Origin of the sequence: Segatella baroniae B14 (genome assembly GCF_022024235.1) — a bacterium.
In the GTDB taxonomy this organism is placed as follows: Bacteria; Bacteroidota; Bacteroidia; order Bacteroidales; family Bacteroidaceae; genus Prevotella; species Prevotella bryantii.
Genome location: NZ_CP091799.1, coordinates 1,744,364 through 1,762,612 on the forward strand (window position 1 = coordinate 1,744,364; position 18,249 = coordinate 1,762,612).

General features: G+C 40.1%; 16 protein-coding genes and 1 pseudogene. 4 read left to right on the forward strand and 13 right to left on the reverse strand.

Annotated features, from left to right (window positions below):
• Nucleotides 1-46 precede the first annotated feature (46 nt).
• The 7 genes and pseudogenes from folB to L6469_RS07340 all read right to left on the reverse strand — a co-directional run.
• Complete coding sequence (folB, locus tag L6469_RS07310) at nucleotides 47-430, reverse strand: dihydroneopterin aldolase (RefSeq protein ID WP_006282080.1); 384 nt, start codon at nucleotides 428-430, stop codon at nucleotides 47-49.
• Nucleotides 430-3,015, reverse strand: a complete 2,586-nt coding sequence (locus L6469_RS07315) for an adenosylcobalamin-dependent ribonucleoside-diphosphate reductase (RefSeq protein ID WP_006282081.1) — start codon at nucleotides 3,013-3,015, stop codon at nucleotides 430-432. The genes folB and L6469_RS07315 overlap by 1 nt, the downstream gene beginning before the upstream one ends.
• Nucleotides 3,016-3,666: 651 nt before the next feature.
• Nucleotides 3,667-4,728 carry a relaxase/mobilization nuclease domain-containing protein gene (locus L6469_RS07320; RefSeq protein WP_039870186.1) on the reverse strand — a complete coding sequence of 354 codons (1,062 nt, stop codon included), beginning with the start codon at nucleotides 4,726-4,728 and terminating at the stop codon, nucleotides 3,667-3,669.
• The gene (locus tag L6469_RS07325; RefSeq protein ID WP_039870188.1) at nucleotides 4,718-5,143 is read right to left on the reverse strand and encodes a plasmid mobilization protein; all 426 of its coding nucleotides are present in this window, start codon (nucleotides 5,141-5,143) and stop codon (nucleotides 4,718-4,720) included. The genes L6469_RS07320 and L6469_RS07325 overlap by 11 nt, the downstream gene beginning before the upstream one ends.
• Before the next feature lie 359 nt (nucleotides 5,144-5,502).
• Nucleotides 5,503-5,961 (reverse strand): DUF3408 domain-containing protein, encoded by a 459-nt coding sequence (locus L6469_RS07330; protein WP_006282083.1) that lies wholly within the window; start codon nucleotides 5,959-5,961, stop codon nucleotides 5,503-5,505.
• Between the two features lie 4 nt (nucleotides 5,962-5,965).
• The gene (locus tag L6469_RS07335) at nucleotides 5,966-6,970 is read right to left on the reverse strand and encodes a toprim domain-containing protein (RefSeq protein WP_006282084.1); all 1,005 of its coding nucleotides are present in this window, start codon (nucleotides 6,968-6,970) and stop codon (nucleotides 5,966-5,968) included.
• A gap of 304 nt (nucleotides 6,971-7,274) precedes the next feature.
• Nucleotides 7,275-7,526, reverse strand: a pseudogene (locus L6469_RS07340) (virulence protein); the annotation flags it as partial.
• Between the two features lie 428 nt (nucleotides 7,527-7,954).
• Between L6469_RS07340 and L6469_RS14745 the strand changes: the two are divergent.
• From L6469_RS14745 to L6469_RS07355, 3 genes are all read left to right on the forward strand, one after another.
• The gene (locus tag L6469_RS14745) at nucleotides 7,955-8,257 is read left to right on the forward strand and encodes a helix-turn-helix domain-containing protein (RefSeq protein WP_039870209.1); all 303 of its coding nucleotides are present in this window, start codon (nucleotides 7,955-7,957) and stop codon (nucleotides 8,255-8,257) included.
• Between the two features lie 11 nt (nucleotides 8,258-8,268).
• Nucleotides 8,269-8,559, forward strand: coding sequence for a helix-turn-helix domain-containing protein (locus tag L6469_RS07350; RefSeq protein ID WP_006282087.1), 291 nt, complete (start codon nucleotides 8,269-8,271; stop codon nucleotides 8,557-8,559).
• A gap of 233 nt (nucleotides 8,560-8,792) precedes the next feature.
• Nucleotides 8,793-9,545: a retropepsin-like aspartic protease gene (locus L6469_RS07355; RefSeq protein WP_162091552.1), complete on the forward strand. Its 753-nt coding sequence runs from the start codon at nucleotides 8,793-8,795 to the stop codon at nucleotides 9,543-9,545.
• Between the two features lie 198 nt (nucleotides 9,546-9,743).
• Here L6469_RS07355 and L6469_RS07360 read toward each other — a convergent pair whose 3' ends face one another.
• The 3 genes from L6469_RS07360 to L6469_RS07370 are packed head-to-tail and all read right to left on the reverse strand — an operon-like array spanning nucleotide 9,744 to nucleotide 12,694.
• Entirely contained in the window at nucleotides 9,744-10,160 is a 417-nt protein-coding gene (locus tag L6469_RS07360) for a hypothetical protein (protein ID WP_039870190.1), read from the reverse strand.
• Complete coding sequence (locus L6469_RS07365) at nucleotides 10,157-11,452, reverse strand: site-specific integrase (RefSeq protein ID WP_006282089.1); 1,296 nt, start codon at nucleotides 11,450-11,452, stop codon at nucleotides 10,157-10,159. The genes L6469_RS07360 and L6469_RS07365 overlap by 4 nt, the downstream gene beginning before the upstream one ends.
• Before the next feature lie 12 nt (nucleotides 11,453-11,464).
• The gene (locus L6469_RS07370; RefSeq protein WP_039870192.1) at nucleotides 11,465-12,694 is read right to left on the reverse strand and encodes a site-specific integrase; all 1,230 of its coding nucleotides are present in this window, start codon (nucleotides 12,692-12,694) and stop codon (nucleotides 11,465-11,467) included.
• A gap of 785 nt (nucleotides 12,695-13,479) precedes the next feature.
• Between L6469_RS07370 and L6469_RS07375 the strand changes: the two genes are divergently transcribed.
• Nucleotides 13,480-14,220, forward strand: a complete 741-nt coding sequence (locus L6469_RS07375) for a nitroreductase family protein (protein ID WP_006282091.1) — start codon at nucleotides 13,480-13,482, stop codon at nucleotides 14,218-14,220.
• A gap of 82 nt (nucleotides 14,221-14,302) precedes the next feature.
• Here the strand turns inward: L6469_RS07375 and L6469_RS07380 are convergent, their stop codons facing one another.
• Genes L6469_RS07380 through L6469_RS07390 form a run of 3 tightly spaced genes read right to left on the reverse strand, consistent with a single transcriptional unit; the run spans nucleotide 14,303 to nucleotide 18,153 of the window.
• Complete coding sequence (locus L6469_RS07380; protein ID WP_027453308.1) at nucleotides 14,303-15,760, reverse strand: MFS transporter; 1,458 nt, start codon at nucleotides 15,758-15,760, stop codon at nucleotides 14,303-14,305.
• Between the two features lie 29 nt (nucleotides 15,761-15,789).
• Nucleotides 15,790-16,755, reverse strand: a complete 966-nt coding sequence (gene kduI, locus L6469_RS07385) for a 5-dehydro-4-deoxy-D-glucuronate isomerase (RefSeq protein WP_006282093.1) — start codon at nucleotides 16,753-16,755, stop codon at nucleotides 15,790-15,792.
• A 12-nt stretch (nucleotides 16,756-16,767) separates the two neighbouring features.
• Nucleotides 16,768-18,153 carry a PTS galactitol transporter subunit IIC gene (locus tag L6469_RS07390; protein ID WP_006282094.1) on the reverse strand — a complete coding sequence of 462 codons (1,386 nt, stop codon included), beginning with the start codon at nucleotides 18,151-18,153 and terminating at the stop codon, nucleotides 16,768-16,770.
• Between the last annotated feature and the right edge of the window lie 96 nt (nucleotides 18,154-18,249).

The window sequence follows — 18,249 nt, forward strand, 5'->3', positions numbered from 1 at the left end:
AATGAATTCGTACAAAAGTAATCATTATTTAGCAAATAACACAAAATCAGACTCCGGATTTATCATTTATTAAGTGAACTTCTACACCTGCACCTTTACAGTCAGCCCCCATAGGAGGATTAACCTTAGTAATCTGCAAATCGATTGCTTGAATTAATGGGAATGCTTGAATCAGATGGCTTCCTATATTGCCCGCTACTTTCTCAAGCAGATTACAGCTATGCTTCATTTCCTCTGAAACAATTTGGTATACTTCTGCATAATTTAAAGTATGCCTAACATCATCAGATATTAAAGCCTCTGAAAAATCATAACTGATATGCAATGTTAATAAATAGTCATTACCCGTTAAACGCTCCTGCGGTAACACGCCATGATAGGCATGAAACCGCAGGTTCGTTATATTTATATAGCATTCTTTTACCTTCATCATCCACAACGACTAGCTCCACAATTTGTACATATTAAACAGCCTTCTTGGTAGACCAGATTTTCATGTCCACAAACAGGACACTTTTTACCCTTGGCCTTGGTTCCGTTTTCTATATACTTTTTCAAAGCACGTTCTACACCATTTTTCCAAGTATTGATACTCTGATCTTTCAATGATAACGAAGATACAAGTTTCAATACATGATCAATTGGCATACGGTAACGTAATACTCCACTAATGAGCTTAGCGTAATTCCAATACTCAGGATTAAATTTTTCACTCAATCCCTCTACAGTTGTCTTGTAACCACGCTTATTCTTAAACTGGAAATCATAACGATGGGAACCATCTTCATTCGTTTGTTTAATAATCTTACCCTTAGTTACACCCTTTGGCAAAGAGATTCCTTCCTCATCATCCTGAAGCCCCGTAAAGATTTCATAAGGATATCCATCAAGTAATCCCACAAAAGCTACCCATTTTTCCTTATTATTCTGGAATCTTACCACATCACAATCGAGTTCTTTTGGCCTAACTTCTACTACTTCAGGCTGTTTGTTTTCCACATCATCCTTTTCCTGCTCTTTTGGATCTGCTGTGCCCTGTTTTTCTGCTTCTTTTTTCTCTGACTTTGAGGCAGAAATCATTACACCTGAACGAGAACCATCACGGTAAATCGTACATCCTTTACAACCGCTTTTCCAGGCCTCTACATATAAGCGATTTACCAAAGACTCATCTACATCGTTAGGAAGATTAACCGTTACAGAGATAGAATGGTCTACCCATTTCTGAATAGCACCTTGCATTTTCACCTTCATAAGCCAATCGACATCATTCGCTGTAGCCTTATAATAAGGAGATTTAGCCACTAACTCATTGATTTCATCTTGACTATAGCGCTTGTTAACATCAAAGCCATTGATTTTCATCCACTCAACAAACTTCTTGTGATATACGATATACTCTTCAAAGCTGTCACCTACTTCATCTACAAAATCAACATGTACATCTTTATCAGTAGGATTTACCTTACGACGACGTTTATAAACAGGCATAAATACGGGTTCTATACCACTGGTAGTCTGTGTCATAATCGAGGTTGTACCAGTAGGGGCTATCGTCAGACATGCTATATTACGACGACCATATTTCACCATATCAGCATATAATGCAGGATCGGCTTCTTTAATTCGTAGTATAAAAGGATTCTTGGCTTCACGATTTGCATCATATATTTCAAAAGCACCACGTTCCTCAGCCAAATTAACAGAACTTCTGTAGGCATTAAGAGCTAAAGTCTTATGTACTGATACAGAGAAATCTGTAGCCTCTTGTGTACCATATCGCAACCCCATAGCAGCTATCATATCACCTTCTGCAGTAATACCTACACCCGTACGGCGTCCTAGACTGCTTTTACGCTTTATTTTCTCCCAAAGATGATATTCTGCACCCTTCACTTCTTCCAGTTGAGGATCCTTATCGATTTTATTCATAATCAAATCGATTTTCTCCATTTCAAGGTCAACGATATCATCCATAATACGTTGAGCCAACTGAACGTGTTTTTTAAACAAGTCATAATTAAATGAAGCCTGTGGAGTAAAAGGATTCTCTACATATGAATAAAGATTAATACTGAGCAGGCGACAACTATCGTATGGACACAATGGTATCTCACCACAAGGATTGGTGCTTACTGTACGAAAACCTAAATCTGCATAACAATCTGGTATACTCTCACGAAGGATCGTATCCCAAAACAAGATTCCTGGTTCTGCACTTTTCCATGCATTATGTACGATCTTATCCCATAATTTACGCGCAGAAATCTGCTTTACAACAGAAGGATTTACATCATGAATAGGCCACTGCTGTCTATAAGGTTCATCTTCTATGGCACACCGCATAAATTCATCATCGATTTTAACCGAAACATTTGCACCTGTCACCTTACCTTCTGTCATCTTTGCATCAATAAAAGCTTCGCTATCAGGATGCTTGATACTTACAGACAACATAAGCGCACCACGACGACCATCTTGTGCCACCTCACGAGTAGAATTACTATAGCGCTCCATAAAAGGAACTATACCGGTACTGGTTAATGCTGAATTATTCACAGGAGAACCTGCAGGACGAATATGACTCAAATCATGTCCCACTCCACCACGTCGTTTCATCAACTGAACCTGTTCTTCATCTATACGCATGATAGCGCCATAAGAATCAGCATCACCATCAAGACCAATAACAAAACAGTTACTCAAACTTGCTACTTGATGAGTATTACCGATACCCGTCATCGGACTTCCAGCTGGAACAATATATCTAAAATGATCCAAAAGATCAAAAATTTCCTGGGCACTTAAAGGATTTTTATACTTTTTCTCGATACGAGCCACCTCGTTGGCAATTCTCCAATGCATCTCTAATGGTGACTTTTCATAAATATGCCCGAAACTGTCTTTCATTGCATATTTGTTTACCCATACACGAGCTGCAAGCTGATCTCCATCGAAATACTTCAAGGACTCTTCGAATGCTTCATCGAAGGTATACATTTTTTGTTCCTCCATTATTTAATAAAAATGCAAATGTAAGATATAAAAGATTTATGTGATGCAAATATACTCGAATAAATCTAATTTCGAAAATCTTTTCGTTTAAAAAAAGCTATAATATTTTCTTTTTGGAAAACTTTCCTTCTCCATTTTTAAAAAAAGTTCCCCCCAAAAAAAATTCATTTTACTCATCTTCACTACAAACTATGCTCGATAAAATTTATCTTCAATACTCCCTTCTGTCGCACTTACGACAAGAAGAACAATATCTGCATACATTATTACATTTTTGAATTTAATTGACAGAAACCGATTTGTAGTTTGCGTATTTGAAGTTAGTATACTAGAAAGGCTTAAATATGCAAATTTTGAAGCATTTTATAACTAGCAAAATATCAACATGTTACGTATTTTTTATCTTTATCAATTTGAAACTCGCCCTTGAAGATAATTCATAAAATACAACTCATTGAAAATAAAGAAGTTACCATGCTGGTAAAACTAAATAGGTAACGATTTAGAAACGAGCGAGCTACTTGGCTTCGCTGTTTTCTGCCTAACAAAGAACGCTTGTTATTCCGTTTGCAAAGATAATACTTTGTTACCGAATAACAAGCGTTTTTGATGAGATATTCTTTATTCTGCACTTTTTGTATGCTGCTATGTTTATATTCCCCTTCCACGTTTCTTCTTTCTGTTAGCTTGGTATCTGAGTTTGCGCTGCCATGCAGCTTCGGTTAAGTCATTGCCTTGTGTACTTGGTGTAATTAAATCGCCTAACCCTTCCACCGCTTCATCGGCTGCGCTAACGATGGTGTCTGCCACTGCACCAATGGGATTCTGCACTTGTGAGGTATCATTGTCTCGTGAGATAGAGGAGCGGCTTGGAGGTACAAGTTGGTAGCCTGTATCAGATTGTTCTTTCTTTTCTGTAGGCTCTTGTACTGTTAGATGTGGTTTCCTTGATTCTTCCTTGTTGGTTGTTTCAAAGTTCTTCTGCAAGGAATGGTAGCCGAACTCCCTGCCGATTTCGGAAGCCTTGAAGGATTGCCCTGCGTATGAGAACTTCAAGCCATATACCTTGCCCTGCTTGTTCTTCATACGCTCTATGGTAATGTCGTTTTTGTTCAATTCATAAAGGAACATGGAATACCCCGTGACGCCTGTTCCTTTGTACTTGTCAAGCAAGGTGTAGCAAATCTTCTGCACCTGCTGCTTTGTTTGCTCTCTTGTAGGGCTGGCTTTTTCCTTTTGGTGTTTCCTTTCTGCCTTGACCTCTTTTGCAATGGTCAAGCCTTTCTCCCTGCTGATTTCCTCTGCCACCCTTGCAGCCCTATTGCTCACAAAGGTGGTATCATAGACTTCTCCATACAGACTGATACGGTTAGCAATTATGTGAATGTGTCTATTATCGGTGTCCTTGTGCGTTACTGCCACCCATTGGTGGTTGTCAAGTCCCATTCGCTTGGCAAACAAATGTGCTATCCACATATATTCGGACACAGACAGCTTTTTCTCGTCCTGCGGTGCGATGCCAATTTCGATACGGAGAAACTTGTTCCTGCAACGGCTGTTGTAGTTACTGACCACTTTCATTTCCTCATAGATAGTCTTTGGATCTCTGCTGCAAAGATTGTGGAATGCAAGCCGACTACCGAGTTTGCCTTCCCTGAAAATATAGTCCAAAGCTGTGCTTCCGTGCGCTATCGCCTTGCATTTACATATCATTTCTTGTTAGATTTAAGACCTTATATATTTCATCATCCACCCGAAAATGCGGGTCGTAAAACCGCTTAAATGCCTCTTTGGCACATAGCGAAAGGTTCTTGGTGATATGTAGCCAATCCTCGTCCTTGAGCTTGATGAGATTGGAAATCTGCCCATAGAACCTTCCTGTATGTTGGAGAATGGCAATGGCTTCCCTCTCATTGTCTGTCATCTTGGGAACGGCTGTTACTTCTCCGTTAAGGAGTATTTCCCGACAATAATCGGAGAATTTCCGTCCCGTGCTTTCCGCCCTTGATTTGATACGTTTCTTCTCTTCACTGGTACATCTTACCTTGATGAACTCCGTTTTGTTCATCCGCTGTTCTTCTTTATCCTGTTGCTGCCATCGGGCAGCTTTTCCTTTATATCTGTTCATATAAGTTTCCTTGAAAGTTTATCATTGTAGATGATTTATTACCTTAATTCCTAAATACTGACCGATGAGAACGGAGTGATTACGGTCTTATCTCCCCGATAGTCTGACGAGGGGAGCAAGGGCAGTTTGTGGGTACAAACTGACGTCTTGCAATGCTACCGAACAAATCATTTACGCTTAAAACGTTTTATAGCCTAAAAACGAATGCCGTGCATTCCATGTCTAACTGCGTTCATGGTGTCCCCACCGTTCAATGTATTCAATAAAAATCTGTTGTTGGTACAATCCTAAAACGGTCAAGGATTTTGAGTGAAAGGGATAGCCTTTGACTTGATTGCCCTCGACCGTTTTTCTGTTGTTTACAGCTTCCTCCATTTCTCTATGTCTTCACCATATTCCTCCAGATGCTGACGCACAATGTTCTCAACAAAGCTTGAAAGGTTGCTGCCCCTGTCGCCTAATCTACGCACAATGAAGTCGGCACGTTCCTGTGTTTCCCTGCTCAGATAGACCGCCTTGCGATTGTTTAACTTAGTCGGCACAAGATAGGCTTGCTTGTAGGCTTCGAGTGTTTTCTTTCTCATCTTGGCACTGATGCGTCTTTGAACGGTTGCGTTCTCTGTATGCTGCGCAGGTTCAGAGTGCGTAGTGTTCTCTGGGTACTGTTCGTTAGACTCTTGAATAAGTCTTGCTTTCCTTGCCCGATGTTCGGCTATAAGATGTTCAGACAGACCTTCAATTTGGTTGAGTCCTAAATATTGCTTGGTGGAGTGGATGGTATTCTCCATTCCCTCGTTACTGACTTTTTTCTTGTCCATATTATTATCTCATTTTATGTTTGACTTGTTTTGATTTCTTACTTTCCTTTTGCTCCGTAACCGTCATCCGTGTCCGTTCCTGCACTTTCTGCTGCTCCTGTTTACGCATACGGCAGACATGAAACTCGTTGAGGTCTTTGAAGCCTTTGTAATGTATGGACATATCCTCCACCTTGAAACCTGCCTTGACGAAATCATTGGTTGCCCTCCGTCCTGCTTCATCATTATCAAGGAAGGCACGGATATGGGGCAGGTGTCGGTCGTTCAGATAGCGAACAGTCCTTGCCACATTGCTTACGGAGTTCATCACAAGGCAGTGGCTGGCTATCTCCTCTTTCATTGAAAGAAAAGAAAGGAAATCCATAAATCCTTCAAACACACATACAGGCAGTGGCTTGTCTATTGCGTGTTCTGTCTGTTTGTCCGTAAATATCAGAGTAATATCCTTCGGAGCTATCGTTCCCTTGAACAAACCATTATCCCGAAGTTCATACCCTCCTGATTGATTGGCAAAGCCGATGGCTTGATAGCGCCTGCCCCTTACCTCATAGCTGATACATTTGAGGAAAGGCTTTGCCTTCTCCAAATCAATGCAGCGTACCTTTGTAAGATACTCCTGCAAATGTTGCGGTAGGGTGTCTGATATACTTATCAGTTTCCTTGTCTCGTTTGCAGCCATCGTTGGTTGGAGATTGTTTTGTGAGAAGTCTTTGTGAGAACTATATGATGTATTATCGGGAGCGTTCTGCCCCAAACGGCGGATGGCTTCCAAGAGCGTGCAGCCCTCCAAACGCATACAGAGGTCGATGATACTTCCGCCCCTGCCTTCGGCATAGTCTATCCAAAGGTTCTTCTCTGTGTCCACCTTGAAACTCGGATGTGTTTCTGCACGAAGCGGTGAGCGGTACAGGGCATAGGCTGGTGTCCTGCGTACAGGCTTGATGCCTTTCCTTTCAAGATACTCTACGATAGAGTATCGCTTGATTGCGGATAAATCTTCTTCTTTCATTGTGATATGTTTTAATTGAACTGATTGAATAATTTTTGCTTGAATGACAATGGTGTGTTTGAATGATGTTTGGATGGGTAGTTGAATGATTATTGAAAGAAAATCTCTTTCCTGAAGTCTTTCCCCTCCAAACTTTTTCATCTTTCTTCTTACTACATACTATTTTAAGTTAAGTAATTGATTTACAATATATTTTTGTAGTACCAAGTCATACTACCAACCTACTACATACGCCTACAACATTTGGATACTGCAATAACTTGGCAAAGGACAAGGGAGAATCTTCCTCATTTTATATACATAAATCGGAGGATGTGATAAGCCCGATGTCGTTGTCAAGTTCCCTGCGGAGTGAGTTAATTTCATAGCGACCCACTTTTGAGAAGTGAGCATCGTTCTTGCTTCGGTATTCGGTTCGCCCCAACACCGTGTTGTATCTGAACTCATAGTGCGTGGAGAGATAGGCTTCTATCTCCGAGTTCTTGGAGGAGGCTTTTCTCTGTTTGGGCGTATTGTATCCGCCCTCCGATTTTCCTTTATCTGCATTCTTTTTCATTACATGCTTGGTTTGGTTTCCAAGAGTGAAGTTATCAAGAGAATGTGAAAGTTTCAAGCATTCAGGGAGTGCTTGCATAATGTTGCGCACATTGGCAATGGATTTCTCACGGATTTCTGGCAGGAAACAGTCGGAAAGCATGGATTTAAACCTTAAACAAGAGGCCAAGTGCGTAAAGGATGTAAGAAAGGCAGGTGCTTATTTGCAGCAATCTGCATTGTATTGCATCGGCTAAAACGGATATGATAAATGGAGTGAGGAGGCAAAGAAAGCGACAATCCTTTTGTCATTTCCTTGTTTTTCCCTGTATTTCCCTGCTGTTCCCTCATGCTTTGAAGTATGACAAACACTCCCTACTTTTGCAGGCAGAAACGTGCGGTGAAGCGCAAGACAAGAAAAGAAAGTACAAACAAAACAATAATAAAACTATGGGATATTTTATCATTACAGATTCAAATTGGGCAAAGCTGAGGAACGAGATTCTCAGCCTTGCCGAAATCTGCCACAAGGCATTCGGAGAACAGAGCAGGCACACTGATTGGCTGCACAATGGTGATGTGTGTCAGCTGCTTAACATCAGCAAGCGTACCTTGCAGCATTATCGTGATACGGGTGTGTTGCCCTTTGCCCAAATCGGGCATAAGTGCTACTACAAGCGTGAGGATGTGGAGCGATTATTGGAAACCAAATCAGAGAAAACAAAAACGGATAAAACTAAAATCAACAAATAAACACGAAGATTATGGAACAGGTAAGAGACTTGAACATGGATGCGGACGATATGCAGGTGGTGCTGTCCGCTATCAGCGGAGTAAGCAAGAGAATTAGGGAAGTGGCACAGACACACAAACCGCTGTTTGGCGGTGAGCATTTCCTCACAGGCAAGGAGGTGTGTGAGCGGCTGTATATCAGCCCTCGCACCTTGCAGGACTATCGGGACAGGAGAATTATTCCCTACACGCAGTTTGCGGGGAAGATACTCTATAAGGCTTCGGACTTGGAGAAATTGCTGAATGAAAAATACAAGGAATAGGTTGATAGTAAATATCATTTTATTCTCAAAAATTAAAAGTAATAAATATCGTTTTTAGGGTAAAATTTGCTAATTTTGCAACAGAGATTTATATTCTCGAAATAATCATCACAATAATGTCATAAACCAATTACTTTATAGCTATGAAATATCGTTTCCTTTTTATTTGCAGTATGTTCGTGTCGTTCACGCTTAATTTGTATGCCCAAAGTACATTAACTCTAAAAGGGGATATGATGTACACAAATGTAACATTATCACACAAAGGCGTTTCTCGGAATGTTTCAGCCTTAATAGACACAGGCGCATCTGTTTGTATGATTGATTCTACTTTTGCAGTTGACTCGTGTAATATTTTATTAAAGGAAAGTAATGCAATAATTGAAAGTGCATTAGGAAAATCGCTAAAGTCTATTAGTTTGAATTTAGATAGTCTTTCAATTGGTGGTGTTTCGTATCCCACGACAAGATGCTTTGTTGTGGATTTGGTAAGTAAATTGAAACATCATGCTCCTAAATTCATTATTGGAGGGGATATTCTAAAAAAAGAGCTTTGGTGTTTTAATTTAAAAGAAATGATTATGACTCGGTGCGAAAGTTCTATGAAGAATATACAAGGCACGCTTAAATGGAAAAACCACGAGGACTATTCCGATGCGTTTTTGAATAGTATCTTTTTGAAGGGAAAAGTTGCAGGAAAAAATACCCGTATACTATTTGATTCTGGTAGTAGAAGAAATTTTTTACCAAAACACTTTGGAGTTTCTCCAACCAAAACAATCGAATTAGAACGTGGAGATATTGCTCAAGCCTTGGTTCGTGAAAAGACAAATGTATGCGAGGACGTTGAACTTAAAATTGGCGAAAATAATTTCAAACTGAATTTTATAATAAGTGAAGAGAAGTATCCTACCATAAATGCCGAATTTCTATGGGGAAAATCTTTCGTTTTAGATTACAAAAACAAACGCATATATATACTATAGAAAATCATTATAAATAAACTGCTATCTCTAAAAAGATAGCAGTTTATAAGTCACGTAGTATGTAGTCATATCATAATAACGCACATAAACAACTACCTACTACGGCATAATCCTTTTTCTTTCAATGTATTATCCCTTATTGTAGTAATGTAGTAAGATATAATCAGTGAAAGAAAAAGGAAATATAAGACATAATCATTAGTTATTCGTATTACCAAGCAGAAATATCGGCGTTATCACGGATGCAGATTTCTGCAATCTCTCACAGATATACTCTCTGAACAAATGTGCTTCCGTGCTATCCAGCTGAAAGGACAGGGCAATGATGATTGGAATTGGATAGAGCGGTGCATAACCTTTTAGTTGTCCGTTTGCATAAATATCCTCCTCCCCAGCACCCCTCTCATCGGGATGCAAGTTGGAAGATTTCATTATTATTTGAAGTCTATGATTGAGCTTTTTCCATGTTACCCCGAAGAACCTTGCGAGTTCTCCCTCCGTCATGGCTATCTCTCCGTATCCTTTGCGGACTACCTGCATATTCCTGCCCCAATCAAAGTAACTGCGATGATAGGCAGCGTTTGTTACTGCTTTTGCGTTATCTTTTGTTTTCATGCCGTTTCCTCAATTTTACAGGTTGATATATCCGAAAGTTCACAAGCCCCTCTCTCCGAAGTGTCCTTTTCTTTTGCCGATTGCTTAGCAATGAGCCTGTCCATATCCTCTGATATCTTTTTGTCCGTCACCTGCGCATAAACTTGAGTGCTTGATATGGAGGCGTGCCCCATCATCTTGGCGATGCTTTCAATAGGTATTCCTGCGCTTAGGCTCATCGTGCCGAATGTATGTCTTGCCATGTGGAAGGAAAGTCTTTGGCGGATACCGCAAGCCTTTCCCACGATGCTCAGTTTGGTATCCATGACACTACGGCTGCAATTACGGTGAAAGACAAGGTGGTCATCTTTTTCTTTCACCGTCTGCTGTACCTCACTTCTTTCCTGCTCTTTCTGGCAATGACTGATGATAGCTTCCGCTATGGGATGTAACGGCACGATGAACTCAACCTTGGTCTTCTGACGTTCCTTTCTTATATACATCTGTCCAACCGCTGCCGTTTGGATATGCTTGTATTCCAAATTCTCCATATCTGAGATAGCCAAGCCTGTGAAGCAGGAAAAGACAAACATCAGTCTTGCCAACTCTGTTTCCTTGTCGTTCATCCTCATTGCCATAAGTTTCATTACATCGCTCTTTTGCAGAAAACGTATCTTCTTTTCCTCCTTCTCATACTTGGCATTCTCAAACGGATTGCAGCGGATAATCCTCTTGCTGACCGCGCGGAACATCAGTCGGCTCAGCCAGCAGAGGTTGCTGTTGATGGTGGATGCTTTCAGTCCACGCTTTTTGAGAAAGAAACGGTATTCCTCGAACAAGTCCTCTGTAATTGTTCCGATGGATATATCCTGCACTCCTTTGTTTTCTACAAATTCACGGAGATTTCTGTCAGAATAGAACAGGTTCAGATAAGTTCCCTCTGCCCTTGATCTGCCAACACTTTCCTTGACTGCTTGCAGTTCTGCCTTGCTCATGGCAAGGAGCGTTGTCGGATTGGTGGCAATGCCCTGCAGGTGGTTCTTGATGAGTTCGGCACTTACCACTCCATCCCTTGTCAGTATATCCCGATAGGTCTTTTCCACAAGTTCCCTGAACTCATGGAGTCTTTGATTGGTCTTTCTGTCAGTCGTCAAGCCCTGCTTGGTGTTCCACTCGGAGGGCTTACACTCTTCGCCTGTGGTAATGGCTGCGCTTTTTCCGTCTATGGTAATACGGCAGAGAATGGCTGTCCTTCCGTCTGCCTTTGTCTTCTGTCTGTTGATATAGAACAGTATCTTGAATGTACTTCTCATAATGGTTGTGATTTATATGGTTAAACGTAAATCTTCGGTGAAAGAGAGGAAACGGTCGAATTCCTCAAAGAGTTTCTGTGGTGTTACCTTTGCGTAGCGTTCCGTCATGCTTATGTTGGAATGTCCCAGCATCTTGCTCACCGTCTCGATGGGTACGCCCTGTTCAAGTGTGATGAGCGTTGCGAAAGTGTGCCTTGCAGTATGCGTGGTAAAGGGAAAGGATATACCTGCACGAAGCCGAAGGGATTTCAGACAGGTCTGATAACTCTTGTACTTGATATAGGGAAGCAGCGTTTCCCTTTCATCGCTACGGTACTTCGCTATTAGCCTAACGGCTTCGGGCAGCAGCTTGATACGGCATAGCACACCTGTCTTCTGGCGGTTGAACTTCAGCCACAGACTGCCTTCATCATCACGGACAAAATGGGATCTGTTCAGTTCCATCAAGTCGCAATAGGCTGCACCTGTATAACAGGCAAAGAGGAATATATCCCTTGCCGTTTCCAAATCCTCCTCCAAATCATCAAAGCAGAGTTCTTTTAACTTATCCAATGCTGCCCGGTCAAGAGCCTTTGGCAGTTTCTTGTCCCCCTTGCTGATTTTGGCTTTGTCAAACAGTAGTGTGTCAGCCAATCCCTCACGGTAAGCCAGCCTGCATACGGTCTTCAAATGCGTGGCTACATTATAGAACGTGCTTTCCTGAAAACCGCACTCACCTAAGAAATACTGCCGGAACTCATGGATAAAATTCTCTGTAAGTTGCGAGAATGCCAAGTCCGAAACCTTGTACTTCCGTTGAATGAACTTCTGTAAATGTATGCGGGTGGAGTGGTAGCCGTGTATAGCTCCTGCCTTGATGTCTATACCTACATGATTTTCCTTTTCCTTGATGAGAATGTCCAGCCTTTCGATGAGCATGCACCGTGTCTGCACGCTGCCCTGAAACTGCTCCTTTATATCGGTCGCGTCAAACGGGCAACCTTTGGAGAGCAAGGACTGATAAGCAGACTGAACGGACAGCAATAGGTTTTCCAACCTGCCGTTCACTTCCACCGCCTCACGACTCTTTCCGTCCATCCTGCTCTCACGGGGATTCCATAAATCGGGATTACATGAAAGCTTGCAACTGAACTGAGCGATGGAATGCCCGATGGTAATGCGTCCCATAATCGGAGCCTTCCCCGACTTGTCAAGACCGCTCTTTTTAAGGTAGAGCAACACCTTCATTTTCTCTGTTTTCATACGCTTTGATGTTTTGTGGCAAAATTACCAATTTCAAAGCGTTCCTCACTTATGCAGAAAACTGCCGACCGAAGCAACAGCCACACGAGTGAAAATAATTCAGTTACCGAATATTACTCCATTGTTACCTATGGTAAAATCGGGTAACGTTTTGGTAACTGAACTACTGCTTAAATCTGCATATTACTGCCCTTTACGAACAGGGCATTTTTATGCAAATCATTTCGTTTCTTCCTCATTATCAGTTAGTTTGCACCAACTTCGATTTCTCTTCATTTTCGTTGATTAGTTGCTTGGTAAAAGCATAGTTTTTACGGTTCAAAAGCATAGGATTTATACTATAAAACCATAGTAGTTATCAGTTCAAAGTATGTATTTACCCATCAATAGCTATGGTTTTAGCAGGAAGAGAAGGTTAAGGGTTAAGCAAGATACAAAATAGTCTGTCTAAAAATTGAAGATTTCAAGCTAGATGAAGATTTCTGTAGGATGTATTTTTTGATATTTTATTTGACATATATCAACACTCCGCAGCCGTTCGACAATTTGAGCTGTGACAAAATTCAGTGCACCGATTTGTTAGCTATACTCTATTTTGAAAGTACTCATAGTAGTTATAAACTAGAGTTACTATTATTTTAATTAGATAGAAAGAAATGCTATTATCTCAATTATACAATACTATTTTATAAGCTTTTACATTTTATTTACGAAGCTTTTCGTTAAATGTGCGCATGAATAAAAAAAAAAAATTACCTTTGTTGTAAATAAGTAAAAATATCAACATGGAATCTATAACAACAAGAAAGACAATTAGAAAATACTCCTCACGAGAAGTTAGTAATGAACTATTAAATAAACTACTTAAGGAAGCAGAAAGAACACCTACTATGGGTAATCTCCAACTTTACAGCGTTGTCATAACTCGTAGTAAAGAAGGAAAAGAAGCTCTTGCACCAGCACATTTCAACCAACCTATGGTGAAAAATGCTGCTGTTGTATTAACAATATGTGCAGACTTCCGTCGTACTTCTATATGGGCAGAAAATCGAAAAGCCGTACCTGGATATAGTAATTTTTTAAGTTTTATGAACGCCACTACAGATGCTCTACTCTATACCCAGACTTTTTGTAATCTTGCAGAAGAAGCAGGTCTCGGTACATGCTTTTTAGGTACAACAGTCTATATGCCACAACTCATTATAGACACTCTTAAGCTTCCTAAGCTTGTTTTCCCTGTAGCAACGATCACTTTAGGATGGCCCGATGAAAATCCAACACTTAGTGACCGTTTACCATTACGCGCTATTATTCATCAAGAGCAATTCGAGGATTACAACGCAGACAAAATTAATGACTTCTACGAAGAAAAAGAAAACCTCGAAGAGAATAAGCATTTTGTTGAGATTAACAAAAAAGAGACACTAGCTCAAATTTTCACTGATATACGATATACTAAAAAGGATAATGAAACCATGTCTGAAGGCATGATAAAAGCTCTTAAAAATCAAGGATTTCTAGAATAATAACACAAGAAAGTACACCATATAAAAAAAGCCTGATGAATAATTTCACCAGGCTTTTTTATATACTATATTAATAAATCTATTAATCTTCTACAATAATTGGTTTATACTTAGGAACCAAAATTTTCATAATAATCCAACCAATAAGGTAAGCAACAGCACAAATACAGAATACAATCATATAACCGGCTGGCTTGCCTTCAAAACCCAAAAAGCTGAATGCTGAGCCCTGACCTTCTGCATAAGTAAAGAGCATACCAGAGCCCTTATTTATCAAGAAAGAACCTAAACCACCAGCCATAGCACCAATACCTGTAATAGTAGCAATAGTTGACTTAGGGAACATATCGCCAATGGTAGAGTATAAATTAGCAGACCATGCCTGATGACCAGCACCAAGGAGACCAATAATAATAGCAGGACACCATGGACTAATTTCACCTGCTGGCTGTGCAAACAATCCCAGCAATGGGAAACAAGCGAAAATCAACATGGCACGCATACGACCGATATATGGATTCATACCTTTCTTATCAACAAAATAAGTTGGCAAATAACCACCACCAATACTCAAGATTGTTGTAATAGCGTAAAGGGTAAAGATCAAAGCAATAGCCATGGTTGAGTCTGAGGTATAACCATACTGATCTGAGAAGTAAGCTGGAGCCCAGAAGAGGAAGAACCACCATACACCATCGGTCATAAACTTACCAACAATGAATGACCAAGTCTGACGATAAGTGAAACAATCCAAGAAACCGATAGTTTTTTCTTCTTTTGGTTCCTGCTTATCCTGAACCTCAGCTATATCAGAATCCTGCTCGATATAGTTCAACTCTGCCTGATTAACATACTGACTCTTATTAGGTTTATCATACAACCATATCCAAAGCCCCATCCAGACATATCCTAATACACCAATGATGACGAAAGCCATTTCCCAACCCATAGCGCGAGCCAACAATGGAATGGTAGCAGGAGCTGCCAATGCACCAATAGAAGCACCACTATTAAAAATAGAGGTAGAGAAAGCACGGTCTTTCTTTGGGAAATACTCTGCAGTTACCTTAATAGCTGCTGGAAAGTTACCAGCTTCACCAAGTGCAAGAATTAAACGACAAGAAAGGAAAAGCCATACACTAACCGTAGCAATAGCCACTGCAGCATCACTGCCACGCTGTACTAAACGTAGTGCCTCAATAGAAGAATAGCCTTCAATCTGCATAGCTACCCATCCACAACCTGCATGCATAACCGCACCAGTTGACCACACGAAAATAGCTATGAGGTAACCCTTCTTGGTACCCATCCAGTCAATAAATTTTCCTGCAAAAAGATTAGCTATAGCATAAAAGATAGAGAACCAACCGGTAATCGTACCATAGTCATCATCTGTCCAGTGGAACTCTGGAGCTATAAAGTCTTTCCATGTTAATGATAGAACCTGACGATCCATGTAGTTCACAGTTGTTGCCAAGAACAACAGTGCACAAATAACCCAACGAAAGTTGGTCATTTTACTTGTTTGTATTGAACTCATTACTTTTTGATTTTGTTTAAGTAAATTAATTATTTGAGGTTAGGGATACCTACTACCTGCATATCAGTGTAAACCAAGTTTTCACCACACATACCCCAGATAAAGGTGTAATTGCTTGTACCTGCTGCACAGTGAATGCTCCACTGTGGAGAAATAACAGCCTGTTCATTATTCATCCACATAGGGCGAGTTTCCTGTGGCTCTCCCATGACGTGGAGAATTTTCTGGCCCTGTGGTACCTTGTAATACATATAAGCTTCCATTCTTCGAGTATGTGTATGTGCAGGCATGGTATTCCACACGCTACCTTCCTTCAATTCTGTAATACCCATCTGTAACTGACAAGTACGAACACCTGCAACACCATCAATAATCATCTGATGGATTACACGATCATTACTTTCCTTCAAACTTCCAGCTTTAATATTTTTTGCTTCCTTCAACGTTACCTTCTTTGTAGGATAAGTTACATGTGCACAAGCTGAATTCAAATAGAACTTAGCAGGCTCAGCTGCATTTTTGCTGGCTACAATAATTTCCTTTGCGCCCTTACCAACATAAAGAGCCTCCTGGAAGCCTAATTCATATTTCTTTCCATCAACAGTAACAATACCATTACCACCAATATTGATAATACCCAATTCACGATTATCAAGCAGTGTACGACCACTGGTTCCTTTACTTTCATCAACATAAAGAGGAGCAATAGATGTCAACTTCAATGGAGTTGTTGTTGGCTCCGCCCCACCAATAAGGAAACGATCATAGAATGTATAAGTCCAGTTGACTTCACCTGGAGCAAAGACTTTCTCAATAAGATATTCCTTACGTAAACGATCTGTAGTATAATGCTTAGCATCTTCTGGACCGGTAGCCCAACGTACATTATAATTAGTATAAGCATTTTCAGCTTTAACCTCATAGCCTTTGAAATCTTGTGCAGATACAAGACTAGCAGCTAAGCACAAAGCAATTGATAATACTATTTTTTTCATATTTTAGCGTGATTATTTGTTTCTAATAGTTTGAGCAGCAGCTTTTTCATCTTTTATAATCTGCATACGATTATAACACATTAATGCTGCAGTAACAACGACAAGTGCGCCTGCACCTATCCATGATAGATATTTAGTGAAAGCATAGATAACATAACCAAACAAAGAGCTAGCAAAGTCCATACTTCCTGCAGAGAAACCTTCTGGAACTTTAGCTGCCTGATCACCAGTAGCAGCATAAACAGCTGCTGCAGCTTTAGTAAAATCTGGAGCCATATTGGTTACGAAATACAACCCTACAGCAAGTGCTACCAAACCAATAACATACGTCTTGACAACATTACCCTTGGTATAAGGCAAAATCATAGGGAAAAGATAGAACAAGCCTGCTAATGAAGCCAATGGCAAGAACTGGTTGCCTGGTAAGACAACTGCGATAATGAGATAAGTTGGAATAAGGAGCAGTGTAGCAACTAATGTTGTTGGATGACCGATAACCAAAGCTGGGCTCATACCGATATTTACTCTTTTGCCATTAAACTTCTTACCAACAATTTCCTTTGTCTTCTCTGAGATAGGCATCAAACCATCGATGAAGAGTTTAGTAACACGAGGTATCAATTCCATAACAGCACCCATAGTTATACCCAAGAAGAGTATCTTCTTTATATCAAGTTTGGCAACTATACCAATCAGAATTCCGACAATAACACCAAGTACTAATGGCTCACCCAAGACACCAAACTTCTTCTTTAAACCTGCAGCATCTATATCGAGTTTACTAAATCCAGGTATTTTATCTAGCACCCAATTGATAACCCATGTAAAAGGAACAAAACTCTGAACAAAAGGCTGTGGAATAGAAATTCCATCAAGATTATCATAATAGCCTTGGAACTTGTCTGCTGTAATATCAGCAAATACCAATGTTACGATATAACATATAATCGCTGCAAAATACCCCCATGCAAGACTTTCATCCATTACAAAGTAAGCAACTGCACCGATGAAAGCAAAATGCCAATAGTTCCATAAATCGATATTGACAGTACGAGTTGTCTTTGTAATCAACATCAAAAAGTTAACACCAAGGCAAATTGGAATAATCAAGGCACCAACGGCTGTATTATACGCAACAGAAGCTGCTGCAGGCCATCCCATATCAAAAACATTCAACTGAAGATGATAAATTTGAGAAATTGCACTAAGTGGATCACCAAAATTATTTGTCAGTAACGCCGTAACCACACCTAGGCCAACAAAACCGACACCTACATAAAGGCCAGAAAGTAATGCCTTTCCGAATTTCATACCTATACACAAGCCGATGATTGTAAAAATGATTGGCATCATTACACTAGCACCTAAGCTGATGATATAGCTAAACACTTGTTCCATAATTTTGCTTAAGTTTTGATTTTATCTCAATAGATTTTTAAAGATTAGATTGTCTGCAAAGATACAAAAAAAAAGTAAAAAGCTAAAATAGTAACG